The sequence below is a fragment of the Saprospira sp. CCB-QB6 genome, from assembly GCF_028464065.1.
Classification (GTDB): Bacteria; Bacteroidota; Bacteroidia; order Chitinophagales; family Saprospiraceae; genus Saprospira.
Genome location: NZ_CP116808.1, coordinates 122,448 through 135,878 on the forward strand (window position 1 = coordinate 122,448; position 13,431 = coordinate 135,878).

The window sequence follows — 13,431 nt, forward strand, 5'->3', positions numbered from 1 at the left end:
TAAATTTTAATAAAAATAAAAAAGTGCGTCACCACCTCCATTAGGTGCTGGATCTTCTTCTTTAGGTACTACCTTTTCAGGCATAGCTTTAGGCACTCCATCTTCATCAAATTCATAACCGGGATTAGGATATGTTTCACTCCAAGTATATGGAAGATATGGATAAGGAGTTCCCAATGGAAATTCCCCCGAAGGACCTGCATGGTCACCACCCCAAAAAATATCCCAAAAGCCATCTTTTTCACTAGTATAAACTGTTGTACATTCTTCTGAATTACAAGTTGTTTTATATCCTACTGTCGTTTTCCCTATATGATATACATGAGGGGTCATATTAACCCCAATAACCCCAGATTCAGGTCCTCCTGTTTTCCCTTTCATAATTCTATTTTGGCCATGCTTCAAATCTGGAGCATTTCTTAACGCCTTTTTATCCATACTTACAGGCTCCCCTTCTCCGAAGTAATAATGTTCTACAGCAGACCAAGTATCTTTCACAACGGCTTCCCCATCCCTATTTCTAGCAGGCTTATACTTTAAGGTTAAATATGCAGGCCTTTCTTCTGGCGTGAAGGGCTCCCATTTCTTTTCGTCTGAATAATAATAATGAACAACCATATCATAACTTTCTGACCAAGTAGAAAATACATAATCCCCATTAGGTGTCTGCATCATAGTCCCGTGCTCATATGCTTCTACGAAACTCCAACTAGTGGGATTAGTGACAGGCTCTAAGCCATCTAAATCAATACACTCTATAGGTCTATTCCCTGCAAACTGATAGGGCGTATACCAAGGATAATCCGGCGCCAACGGATCCACACTCAAAAACTTCCCTATACTCGGATTATACAACCGAAAGCCATAATCCTGAATATTTTGCGTCCCCCAATCTCGGTCATCTTCCTTCCCATTAAACCCAAAACGATACTCCTCCCCACTCACAAACTTGCGCCCAGGCATTTCCCAACCGAATGGATAATATAGACTAGCCGAAGAAACCTGCGCCAGATAATAATCTGCCTGTCCCGTTTGGCTGCTGTCTTGGCCCAAAGATTTATCACTGACCGTAGCCAGTACGTTGCCTAAGTGGTTGGAGAGCTCGTAGCGGCGGCGGCCCAGCTCTAGTTGCTGGTAGCTGCTTTGCGCCAAAGTGGTTTTGAGCAGGCTCCCAGCAGGCAAACCAACGGCCCCCGACTCATCCCGATACCTTAAAGCTAAGGCTTTTTTCAAGATCCCCAAACGGGCCGAACCATATAAATGCAGCTCCTCTAAATACAAACTATCTTTGTCATCGACCAGCGCAATATTTTCTTCATTGTACTGATAAACCGCCAGCACATTCCCCTGAGGGTCACGGACATAATACTGCCCCTCTGACCGAATATCTACAGGACCATCTACATACAATTTCTTCTTGGCCAAGCGGTTGCCCATGGGGTCGTACTCATATTGCAAGATCGAGGGGCCCGGCTTGCCCGCCTCAAAACGAACCTCTTGCACCTTGCCTTGTACGTTCCAGACAATCTCCTCAATCTGCTCCGAGCTATCTCGAACCAAATTGCCGATTTCGTCATATTCATAGTTTTCTGAGGATGTTTTTGGGGCCTGCCGCCTAAGGCGGCCGGGCCCTTACAGGGCTCGCAAGGCTGCTCGGCCCTGCGCCAGCAAGCTGGCTGGGTCTGCCGCTGTGCGGCACCCTTTCAGGCCCCTAGGCCAAGTCGCTTCGCTCCTTTGCAGGCGGCTTCGCCGCCTGCTAGCTGTGGCTGCAGGTTGAAAAGGAGTAATTGCTAGGTAACAGAGGGCTACTTAACATCTAATTTCATATATTCTTTCTTTTCAACCCCATATGGATAAGCAATATCTTCTAATATTGAATTAGGTTTGATAAAAAGGCAATTCTTAATAACTATGTCGTGTGTAAAATACGCATCAAAAAAGTTTAAATCTCCAGTAAAGACAGTGTTTTCAAAAACAATGGGTTCATCATTATGTCCTGCAGATTCAAAAATAACATCTCCCACAACACAGTTAGATACTAAAAGCCCTTTTTTAAAAAAACTTTCATAAAAATTAACCTTACCTATAACCATATTCCTAAAAACAACACGTTCTTTGAATATTAAACAAACGCCTAAAACTGAACTTAATACAGTATTCTCTCTACATATCACATCATTTTCCAGATGATCTAAATTCAACACTTTATTCATTTTTCATCATTACTATTCTAAATAATATGTACCTATAGAAATTTGTCCATCCTCTTTTTCAATAGCTCTATATCCAATTTTATTTCCATTTATTTCTACACTAAGGTTTATAGCTCCATTAAAACCCTTTTCTCCTTTTCGAGGCAAAGAGACACTTCCATTATTAATTTTGGACTCTAAATCCATAAGAATTCCACTTTCAACTTCATCCATTGTTAATCCAGTATCTCTTACATCTCCTGAGCGGTGAGAGCGATTATAACCATGCCCAGACTTAATTTGTACGCTTTTTCCATTATTTAATTTTGTGGTTCTTATCAAGTTTTTTCCTGATCCACTTTTTGTAAATGTAAATGGACAAGGCCCACTATTATGCACTAAAACTTCTAAATCACTAACATAGTAGGTATGGAAGCCTTCAACTGTAAAATTATAGACCTCAAAAGATCCTTCCTCTACAACTATAGAGTCGATAGCTTTCTGATTATGCCCATAAAGATACAAACTATCCCCTGGACTTAGGTTACCTGCTCACACCCATACAGAATTACTATAAAACGGGTGATCTGTTGTTGTTTCTATTTTTTCTCCTGCTATGTATATATGAAGCAGGCTATCTCTTTGATAGTTTGCTAGAGCCGTAACTTGTTTTAAGTTTTCTACCCTACTGCTATCATTAAAAGCCCATACATAATCCCCTACGGCTATTTCTGAGATATTTTTATACCCTTTTTCTGTTTTTATCAAGGTTGATCCAGTAAAACAACCACAGGGTATTACTTGTTTTGCCGTAACTACAACCTCATCTATCCAGTTCGCTTTCCGAATCGATTTAGCTGCCCGACCTACTTTGGACAAACCACTTACCCCCAATTTTGAAGCCCCTGCAGTTACACCCTCTATTACTAAATCTTTTCCTACTCGTTGTGCAGATTCCTCAAACCGTTTCCGATCAATTTCATAATTTGTTCCAAAAAACTGATTACTAAAGATCTCAGCTGCAGTTCCATAAATTGTGCCTGCATCCTTAATTGTTTGCATATTGCCATCCCAGACCCTAGATACTGTTCCCAAAGGATCTTTTACAGCCTCTTTAAGACCTTCAGCCGTTTCCTTCGCGAATTTAGTCGCTGCGTTACCTATACTTGCAAAATCTCGTTTTATCTCTGACCACTCTCTCCCCTCTAAATCTATCCCATCAATCACCCGATTCTCTGCAAAAGCATAACAGCTATTCCAAGGGTAATCCGGCGCAAGTGGGTCCACAGACAAAAAGCGGCCAACTCTCGCATCATGGACACGATACTTAAACACCACTCCCATATCAGGATCCTCCTCTTGCCCATTAAACCCAAAACGATACTCCTCCCCACTGACAAACTTGCGGCCAGGCATTTCCCAACCAAATGGGTAGTATAGGCTTGCCGAAGATACCTGCGCCAGATAATAATCTGCCTGTCCAGTTTGGCTGCTGTCTTGGCCCAAAGATTTATCACTGACCGTAGCCAGTACATTGCCTAGGTGGTTGGAGAGCTCATAGCGGCGGCGGCCCAGCTCTAGTTGCTGGTAGCTGCTTTGCGCTACTCCCATCAAAGTTCTAAAAGCTAAGGCCTCATCTCCTCCTGTATGTCCAGATTCATTTCGAAATCTTAAAAATAAAGGTTTTTTCAAGATCCCCAAACGGGAAGAGCCATATAAATGCAACTCCTCCAGATACAAGCTATCTTTGTCATCGACCAGTGCAATATTTTCTTCATTATACTGATAAACCGCCAATACATTCCCCTGAGGGTCACGGACATAATACTGCCCCTCTGACCGAATATCCCCAGGACTACCTACATACATCTTCTTCTTAGCCAAGCGGTTGCCCATAGGGTCATACTCATATTGCAAGGCCGAGGGGCCCGGCTTGCCTGCCTCAAAATGAACCTCTTGCACCTTGCCCTGTACATTCCAGACTATCTCCTCAATCTGCTCCGAATAATCTCGAACCAAATTGCCGATTTCGTCATACACATAGTTCTGTGAGGATGTAGCTAATGCCCCATCCTGTCCTGGCTGACTAGTCAAATCGCCTACCGTTGACGCCCCTGCGCCATCCGTCACATACTGCAATTGGTTGTTATACAACTGCCCTCCTGCCTGAACAGAAACCTGAGGCTGCTGACCTGCGGCTAACTCATATGTATAATGATAGCTTAAATCATCTATCTGCTGACCTGCGGCATAACGCGATAAACTCAAGATATTTCCATTCGCATCATAGCTATAACTACTCCCATAAGCCGTTGTATTAGACGCTACAGACCCATCTTTCCAATTCCCTCCAGGATAAACATAGTAATTCGAGGCCGAAGCAATCCGATGCAACTGATCATACTGATACGCAGCAGCATAGGTTTTGGGGGCCTGCCGCCAAAGGCGGCCGGGCCCTTGCAGGGCTCGCAAGTCTGCTCGGCCCTGCGCCAAAAACTGACTGAATCAGACTTGTAGCCCAATAGCCCTTTTTGACTGTAGGTCATACAGTACTCACAACAAAAGAGTAGCCAAAACAACAACGATAGACGTATATGTAACAGGAATAAATATCTATTTTAAAATCCTTATCCGCACATTTGCAACCACAAAAAACAAAACGGAAATCAGAATCAATAAATCTAAACATTGTTTTAAAAAATCTAATTGCAATAATGAAAATATTAAATAACCTACTGCATCTATTCTTTCTATTTCTACTCTCAAAAACACCACCTTAGGTGTTCTTCTAATTCGACCTCTCTTGAGGTAAAGAATATTCCCTGAAAGGAGAATAAGCAAGGTAATTATTTCTATAAATAAAATCATATTAGTTCTTCCTTCTTTTCTTCATTTCTTTCTTATTTCCATCATCTGCATCGGTTGTATCAAACTCCATCACAGTATGGCCACTCCCAGAATGATCAGCCCATTTTCGATATTCATTCCCTAAGAAAATACCCATTACTGCAGCATAATACATCCGAGAAAACCTACCTCCTTTCGACATTTTTTGGAGCTTCCCTGGTCCCGCAGCAGCATTTTGTATCCCTTTAAGTTCATTTTGTATTTTCGTAATGCCTTTATCGGCTAAGTTTACAGGATCTACTAGCTTCCACTTACTCTTTGGAGCCAGTATTAGCTCCTTAGTTGCCTGAGCACCGCTAATCTTGTTTAATATTTCTGGTGATATGGGTTGATTATATGGGTTAAAATCAGGTTTTATCTCTAAAATATCTTTTAATCCTTCAGCCATTTCACCTAACAACGCTTCCCCAAAGTTAATCGCAACATCTGCCCCCTGAAATGCCCTTTCCTGATCTGTCAATAATTCACTACTACTTTGTTTTTGATCTACATATCCGCCATATCCTATTGTTGTTATAGTTACAGATTGTTTGACACTTTCAATATTAACTTGTGATACAGCAGGTTTTCCTTTTTCTACTTTTATATTCACACTCATTATCACACTGTAATCCACAATTTGAGCTCTTGTTCCTTCTGATGACTTCATACGAATATCATCTTTTCTATAGGATGTTGCATAGAAGGTAAGTTTATGCTCATTTTTAGAGCCTAATTGATAGTCAACCCTACCTTTAACATTTTCATTAACATTAAATCTAACATTGGATTCTAAACCATCTATATCAATTGCTGTAATAGGCGTATTAGAAGCAAATTGATAGGGTGTATAAAACGGGTACTTTGACGCCAACGGATCCACACTCAAAAACTTCCCTACACTCGGATTATACAACCGAAAGCCATAATCCTGTATGTTTTGCGTCCCCCAATCTCGGTCATCCTCCTTCCCATTAAACCCAAAACGATACCCCTCCCCACTCACAAACTTGCGCCCAGGCATTTCCCATCCAAAGGGATAATACAAACTAGCCGAAGATACCTGCGCCAGATAATAATCTGCCTGCCCAGTTTGGCTGCTGTCTTGGCCCAAAGATTTATCACTGACCGTAGCCAGTACATTGCCTAAGTGGTTGGAAAGCTCGTAGCGGCGGCGGCCCAGCTCTAGTTGATGGTAGCTGCTCGCCACTAGTGCAGCCGAACTTTTAAACAGAAGCAAATCACCCAAATCATCACCAGGAAGCTCCAAACTTTTTTGAAACTCCTTTAAGGTCGCTCTTTTTTTCAAGATCCCCAAACGAGCCGAGCCATATAAATGCAGCTCCTCCAAATACAGGCTATCCCCTGCCTCATTCACCACATTAGCCAAGCGATCCCGATGCTCATAAACTGCCAGCACATTCCCCTGAGGGTCACGGACATAATACTGTCCCGTTGACCAATATACGGGCAAACCATATTGGTCCACACCATAATACATCTTCTTCTTGGCCAAGCGATTACCCATGGGGTCATACTCATACTTCAAGGCATCAGGACCTGCCTTGCCCGCCTCAAAACGAACCTCTTGCACCTTGCCTTGTACATTCCAAACTATCTCCTCAATCTGCTCCGAGCTATCTCGAACCAAATTGCCGATTTCGTCATAACCATAGTTCTGTGAGGATGTAGCTAGGCTTTTGTTATAAACTTATGATAAGATATATTGATAACTGTCAAAACTTAGATAGGTTCACAACTTATATTTTATATAGTATCTCGTAAAAAAAATAAGTACTAAAGTAACTACTATTGCCAATATCTTCCAGTCTTTGACTATCTCTAAAAATGGACTATAAAAAAGAAATAAAGAATCTAATACATAGATCATTAAAATGTTTAAAAAAATCATTCCTAATCTTATATTGAAGTCATCAAAAATCAATAAGAAAACCAAGTTACCCAATACATAGTATATTGTATAAAAAAAAGTTTGAATCATTGCCTCAGGCAAATTATACACCCAATAGTAAAACAACATGCATATAACCCAATACACTAAATATACTATCAATAAAACCATACCTCTATTTATTTGTATTTGTTGGAAATGAATCAGTGCTTCCCCCATTATCTGGCAAGTCACCTTTATCTATTTTTTCTTTTAGCAATTCAGCGGCCTTGTTGCATAAATCTAATAAATTAAAAACCAGCTAATTACAAAAAACCTTGCGAATTAGGCATAAAAAAAGGGACAAGCCCCGTAGATTTAAGTTTTTTCGACGAACAATAAAACCTCGAGCTGTCCCATGACAAATCTAAAAAAAACATACAGAATTACGCACTAACCAACAGATTTTATACGGCCCAAGGTAAGTTTCTTTTTAATGTTTGGTTCCCGCCTTTGGCAAGCAAAAACCTCATAGCTAAGCCTTCAAAACGCGGCAGACCTAAAACAATTTCTGATGAATTTATTCGCTATTTATTCCGTTTAAAAGTGCTTTTTTCTTTTGGATATCGACAATTAGAAGGTATTCTAAAATGCGTTATTTCCAAATATAATTTGGATGCTAAGCCCATATCTTTTACTCAAATATATCGTAGAGTCAAGAAACTAAAACTGAATATTAAGTCTAAAAAGAGGACTAAAGAAAGATCGGTAGCAATAGATAGTACAGGACTAAAAACAAAAGGACAGGGAGAATGGTTAAGAAAAAAATACTTGGAAAAGCAGCGCTCTAGCTGGATTAAAGTACATTTAGCAGTGGATGATAAAACAGGAGAAATATTATCTGTAGAGATTACCACAGAGCGAAAAACCGATGCTTCTCAACTCCCCAAAATGATGAAAAAAATGAAATCCTTGAATATCCGCCAAGTTTATGCAGATGGCGCCTATGACCAAATAAAATGTCGGGAAGCAATTTGTAAGGCTGGAGCGGTACCGTTTATTCCCCCACGTAAAAATGCTCGCCTAAAAAAAGGAAAAGATGGAGAGCTGGTTGACAGTTATCGCAATGATGATATTTTATATATCTGGGAGTTGGGAGCTACTGCTTGGAAACAAGATTTAGGCTATCATCGTCGAAATTTAAGCGAAACTGCAATGATGCGACTCAAGCACTTTTTCTCTGAACGGCTCTCTTCGCTCAGCTTTAAAATGCAGAAGCAAGAAGTCCTGATGCGTATTCAAATTTTAAATGAGCTTAATGCTGTCAAGTTGGAAGTTGTTACTAATCAGTAAGTTACGATTTATACAACAAGGCCCAATTCAGCCATATTATGCATATAATGTGCTTTTATTCCACTCCGAGTCACAGATCTAGTATCTATACTAAAATTTCTAAAGTCACCTCCGTTATGACCTTGATAAAGTGTATATTGTCTATCAAAAGACTTCTCTTTACCTAAAGACCTAAGCTTACCCATAGCTGAAGCACCTTTTGTTTGAACAACATCTTCGTTATTGTACAAATGAGAATGACTTTCAAATGGTAATTGAGTAGACAAGCCTTCATCTCGCTCATTAAAAGCCCAATTATCGAGTATTGTTTTAGGGTTCTCTGGACTACCCTCTGAATTATCTGCTGGGGTTGCTACAGTAATTAAATGTATACTTATTTCATTTTCATACCCATTTTCATCCAATCGTTTTCGTAATATAGGTACTGCTTGTAATGCTACATTCCCGCCATGACTATGTCCTACCAAAGTAATATCTTCTTTGCCATTCATTGTAGCCATTACATGATCTACTAAGCGTTCAGCTGCCTTAGCTCTATCTTTTTTATTATTCCACAATCTGTTATTGGATCCAGTCCAAGAGAACCCCACATCGGCAGTCTCATTGTTTGTCAATCTCATTAACTGCCCCATTGCATTGATTCCATGTCCATTTGGTTCTTTTGAAGGCTTAATCCAAGCACTTTTATTTCCTGAGTTTGTCCCATGAACAAAATACGCCTCCAAACCATCCAAATCAATCGCCCATAAAGGCGTATTAGACGCAAACTGATAACAAGTCAACTCAGGATAATCCTTTGCCAACGGATCCACGCTCAAAAACTTCCCTATACTCGGATTATACAACCTAAAGCCATAATCCTGTATGTTTTGCGTCCCCCAATCTCGGTCATCTTCCTTCCCATTAAACCCAAAACGATACTCCTCCCCACTCACAAACTTACGCCCAGGCATTTCCCAACCAAAGGGATAATACAAACTTGCCGAAGATACCTGCGCCAGATAATAATCTGCCTGTCCCGTTTGGCTGCTGTCTTGGCCCAAAGATTTATCGCTGACCGTAGCCAGGACGTTGCCTAAGTGGTTGGAGAGCTCGTAGCGGCGGCCCAGCTTATTTTATTTCAAAGAACGAGGTCTAAAGATACTATTTTTTTATCCTTTTTGGGGCCTCCCGCCTTCGGCGGGCGCTACGTTTCGGGGCTCGCTGTTCGCTCGGCCCTGCGCGGGCTGCGCCCGCTTGGTCTGGCCTTCGGCCACCCCTGCACATCGCTAGGCCTGCGGCCCTTCGGGCCTGTAGGATGGATGTATACCTGTAGGTTGAAACCATCGGCCCATAACTAGCAAGACTAATTTCTTGTGTCTAGAAGGAGCGAAGCGATTTATAAGGCTAGAGTGGTCCCCCCATTTTCCACCTAAAAATACTCGCTTAAAAAAGCATAAAAATCGCAAGTTGATGGATAGTTATCACAATGATGCGACTCACTCACTTTTTCTCTGAACGGCTCTCTTCTCTCAGCTTTAAAATGCAGAAGCAAGAAGTGCTGATGCGTATTCAAATTTTAAATGAGTTCAATGCCATTAAGTTATAAATTGCTACTAGTAAGCAAACTATGACTTATACGACAAGGCCATCTCTATAAGCAAAACCCCCATTATTTATAGCCTTAGATATGAGGGAGTATAAGTGTTCCTGTCTCCTCATTAAATTCTAAATCAGAGATTAAAATACCTGTTTCTTTACATAATGCCATTATCGTAGTATACATCATAATATTAAAATTAGTATCTATTTGATACCAACTAATATCAACTACTTCAAACCAAAATTCATTATATTCATTTCTTTCCAAGAAAAATTTTTTTGAGAAATATTCTACACCTGAAGATATTGCCCCAGACCATTTTCCTCCATAGTTAAACTCAATAGAAGAATCAAAAAACACTATATTTTCCTCTTTATCAATATTAGTAACATTATAGTCTGCGCCAAATGAAAAAATAATACCAGCTCGGTGAGCACGGCCATTATTCGCTCTAATTAGAGATTTATATTGCACATTCAAAAACTCCATATGTAATTTATTTTGGTTTTGCGTTGTTAATTTCTCGAACAATATCGGAAGTATTTTTGACATCCAAATTTTTATAAAATTCGGTATGCTTTAAAAATTCTGGAGTACTTAATATTGTACTTAATTCAAAGTTTGTCATATTATCCCAAACTCCTGTTTTATGACCACCATCTGTCCAATATTTACTGAAATCAAAGCCATCTAATTGAAATTTAATTGTTCCTTTCGTAGCTACAACATTACTCATAACTTCTGTAACCATATTTTCAAAACTTTCATATGAGTTTGAAGTTCTAAAATATTCTGTTCCTTGTTTCCAACGTTCCCAATGAGGAGCATCAACAATTTCAGAAAAAGCTCGTAAATCACCTTCTACTCTGATTCCTAAAGAGACGTTAATTGGCCTATTAAGTGCTCGCCCTGGTACAAAAGGAATAATCGCTCCTAATAAGTGTGTTGTTCCTTTGCTATAGTTTCCTTCATAATAATGGTACCCAGCACTTCCCGCATCATAAACAGTCCAAAACCCATCGGCACTAAATTGCCCCAACAAAATAATAGGATTCTGGCTAGCCTCCAACTGTTGTTTAGCCTCCCGTTGAAGAGCCATTCTACGCTTCATTTCAGCGGTAAATGGCCCAACATACGCTTTATTAGAATTGTATAAGCTTTTTTGCGCACTCTCCCTCTGCGCCTCTTTTAGTTCAAAGTCAACTTGTAAGTTAGGTACGTTATAAGAAATTCCATCCACAGCTGGAACTCCTAACTTAGGATCTGCAGGAGCTGTAAACTGTTTATCTGTAGTTCGGCTACTTTCTAGCCCCTCCAAATCAATCCCCTCAATCACTCGATTCTCCGCAAAAGCATAGCAGCTATTCCAGGGATACTCCGGCGCAAGTGGGTCCACAGACAAAAAGCGGCCAACCCTCGCATTATGGATACGATACTTAAACACCACTCCCATATCAGGATCCTCCTCTTGCCCATTAAACCCAAAACGATACCCCTCCCCACTCACAAACTTACGCCCAGGCATTTCCCAACCAAAAGGATAATATAGACTAGCCGAAGAAACCTGCGCCAGATAATAATCTGCCTGTCCCGTTTGACTGCTGTCTTGGCCCAAAGATTTATCGCTGACCGTAGCCAGGACGTTGCTGAGCTGGTTGGACAGCTCGTAGCGGCGGCGGCCCAGCTCATTTTATTTCAAAGAACGAGGTCTAAAGGTAGTATTTTTTATCTTTTTTTGGGGCCTGCCGCCTAAGGCGGCCGGGCTGTTTCGCAGCTCGCTGTTCGCTCGGCCCTTCGGCGCTTTCAGCGCCTTGGTCTGGCCTAACGGCCACTGCTGTCCATCCCTAGGCCTGCGGCGGCTTCGCCGCCTGTAGGATGGATGTATATCCCAGTGGGTTGAAACCCACAGCAACAAAAGCGGCCATACTAAGCACAATAAAATGAGCCGAAGGTTAAAACCATCGGCCCATAACTAGAAAGGCTAATTTCCTGCGTCTAGAAGGAGCGAAGCGACTGGCCTAGCGATGTGCAGGGGTGGCCAAAGGCCAGACCCAGCGGGCGCAGCCCGCGCAGGGCCGAGCGAGCAGCGAGCCCCGAAACGTAGCGCCCGCCGAAGGCGGGAGGCCTATAAAACTTAGCATTCTATATTTTAATTTTTGCCCCAGAAGGGTCTTTTCCAAATTGAGCTATTTGAAGAATACCTTTAGATTCTGGACTTCTAACAATGGGTGCCATTTGGGCTGGCTCGCTTATTCTAGATGAGCATCACTTTCATTTTCAAATTCTAAAAAAATTTTTAGAGAGTAGCTGATAGTTGATATCCATATAGAGCATATTTTGTTTAGAAAGTTCTTTATTTCAGAATAGAGCTAAAACCTTTACCAATAGGTAAATGGAGAATCATGAGATATCACATAAACAGACTCCTTATCCTTGTAGTAATTTATGCCATAGTATTTATTCTCCCCTTCGATTGAAAGTCGGAAAGGCTTATCATTTATGTGGAAAAAAAATTGGCTCCACTTAAATTTTTCTGCAGAAATGATGGTAGGCGACTCCTTACCTGTAATATAAAAGTATTTTTCTCCATCCTTGGAAAACAACTTAGCTGAAGAGAAGTAAGGTCGCTATTCCATGTTTTGACACTATCTAGTTCAAAGATTTTCACTTTTTCGCCTAGGGTATCCAAAAAGCTCAACACAACCCTTTCATTAAGAAATCCAGCCTGAAAATCAACTTTAAAGATACAGCTATCAGCTAGGTTTTTGCTTAATTTATCCTCATTCTCCACAGTCAGTTCTTTAGTGGAAGAACAAGCAAAAAACAATACAACAAGGCCCAATCCTATACAAAATTTCATTATCTCTATTTCCTCTTATTAGTTTTGGAAACAGCAGTTTCCTTTAATCCATTTGATAATAGAAAGTATCTGGAAAATGGATATACTCCTCACTACTTTCAGACTCAATATAAGCGCTTACCCATTCTGAAAAATAATATTCAACACTAATAACATTAGTCTTAACTAGGGTATATTTTGCAAAAGCATCTCCAACTTCAGGGGCAGTTAGCCCCCCAAAACTATCTTTAAATTTTGCGTCGTATCGACAATCCATTTTGGCGTCCCAATACATAATTACTTCATCGCCAAAGTAGTTGACTGGAAATGTATAAAGGCAATGAACCGAATGCAGATAACATAATTTATCCTCCCTAAACCAAATTTGTACTCCTTTATTATCCTTGGGATTCCATCTAAAGTCTTTGATAAAAGGGTTTAGTTTTTCAACTTTTATAGCCTGCTGTATTGAATCTAGTTTTTTATCTTCCTCCAAATAATCCGTTGTTTTCGAGGCATTACGGCCAATACAGCCCATAAAAATAAAACAAAAAAGTAAGCTGCTTATGGGGTAAACCTTAGTTATCATTTCCTATAGCCATCATTAATTGTTTGAAAAGACAGACTTCCTTCCTGAAGCTTTTTTCCTTCCCCCAAATAGCACCTGCTCAACTCAAAGTTCAAAATT

The 13,431-nt window shown here is 40.5% G+C and carries 9 protein-coding genes and 1 pseudogene; 1 reads left to right on the forward strand and 9 read right to left on the reverse strand.

Annotation, left to right across the window (positions count from 1 at the left end; all coding sequences use genetic code 11):
* Positions 1 to 6: 6 nt before the first annotated feature.
* From PPO43_RS00520 to PPO43_RS00540, 5 genes and pseudogenes are all read right to left on the reverse strand, one after another.
* Positions 7 to 1,560, reverse strand: a complete 1,554-nt coding sequence (locus PPO43_RS00520) for an RHS repeat domain-containing protein (RefSeq protein ID WP_272619829.1) — start codon at positions 1,558 to 1,560, stop codon at positions 7 to 9.
* Positions 1,561 to 1,805: 245 nt separating this feature from the next.
* Positions 1,806 to 2,204 carry a hypothetical protein gene (locus PPO43_RS00525; protein ID WP_272619831.1) on the reverse strand — a complete coding sequence of 133 codons (399 nt, stop codon included), beginning with the start codon at positions 2,202 to 2,204 and terminating at the stop codon, positions 1,806 to 1,808.
* 21 nt (positions 2,205 to 2,225) lie between these two features.
* Positions 2,226 to 4,088, reverse strand: a pseudogene (locus tag PPO43_RS00530) (polymorphic toxin-type HINT domain-containing protein).
* 717 nt (positions 4,089 to 4,805) lie between these two features.
* Positions 4,806 to 5,060: a hypothetical protein gene (locus PPO43_RS00535; RefSeq protein ID WP_272619833.1), complete on the reverse strand. Its 255-nt coding sequence runs from the start codon at positions 5,058 to 5,060 to the stop codon at positions 4,806 to 4,808.
* Position 5,061: 1 nt separating this feature from the next.
* Entirely contained in the window at positions 5,062 to 6,729 is a 1,668-nt protein-coding gene (locus PPO43_RS00540) for an RHS repeat domain-containing protein (RefSeq protein ID WP_272619835.1), read from the reverse strand.
* Between the two features lie 678 nt (positions 6,730 to 7,407).
* Here PPO43_RS00540 and PPO43_RS00545 point away from each other — a divergent pair.
* Positions 7,408 to 8,322, forward strand: coding sequence for an IS5 family transposase (locus PPO43_RS00545; protein ID WP_272621337.1), 915 nt, complete (start codon positions 7,408 to 7,410; stop codon positions 8,320 to 8,322).
* A gap of 8 nt (positions 8,323 to 8,330) precedes the next feature.
* On the opposite strand, the gene PPO43_RS00550 is transcribed toward PPO43_RS00545, so the two are convergent.
* The 4 genes from PPO43_RS00550 to PPO43_RS00565 all read right to left on the reverse strand — a co-directional run bounded on the left by PPO43_RS00550 (position 8,331) and on the right by PPO43_RS00565 (position 13,332).
* Positions 8,331 to 9,365: an RHS repeat domain-containing protein gene (locus PPO43_RS00550; RefSeq protein ID WP_272619837.1), complete on the reverse strand. Its 1,035-nt coding sequence runs from the start codon at positions 9,363 to 9,365 to the stop codon at positions 8,331 to 8,333.
* A gap of 620 nt (positions 9,366 to 9,985) precedes the next feature.
* Positions 9,986 to 10,393, reverse strand: a complete 408-nt coding sequence (locus PPO43_RS00555; RefSeq protein WP_272619838.1) for a hypothetical protein — start codon at positions 10,391 to 10,393, stop codon at positions 9,986 to 9,988.
* A gap of 7 nt (positions 10,394 to 10,400) precedes the next feature.
* The gene (locus PPO43_RS00560; RefSeq protein ID WP_272619839.1) at positions 10,401 to 11,519 is read right to left on the reverse strand and encodes an RHS repeat domain-containing protein; all 1,119 of its coding nucleotides are present in this window, start codon (positions 11,517 to 11,519) and stop codon (positions 10,401 to 10,403) included.
* A 1,288-nt stretch (positions 11,520 to 12,807) separates the two neighbouring features.
* A complete protein-coding gene (locus PPO43_RS00565) occupies positions 12,808 to 13,332 on the reverse strand; it encodes a hypothetical protein (protein WP_272619840.1) in 525 nt (174 codons plus the stop codon).
* Between the last annotated feature and the right edge of the window lie 99 nt (positions 13,333 to 13,431).

What these genes read in the sequence shown, in the direction of transcription:
- PPO43_RS00535 (WP_272619833.1), bottom strand. Translation starts at nt 5,060, where the DNA reads ATGATTTTATTTATAGAAATAATTACCTTGCTTATTCTCCTTTCAGGG.
- PPO43_RS00565 (WP_272619840.1), bottom strand. Translation starts at nt 13,332, where the DNA reads ATGATAACTAAGGTTTACCCCATAAGCAGCTTACTTTTTTGTTTTATT.
- PPO43_RS00555 (WP_272619838.1), bottom strand. Translation starts at nt 10,393, where the DNA reads ATGGAGTTTTTGAATGTGCAATATAAATCTCTAATTAGAGCGAATAAT.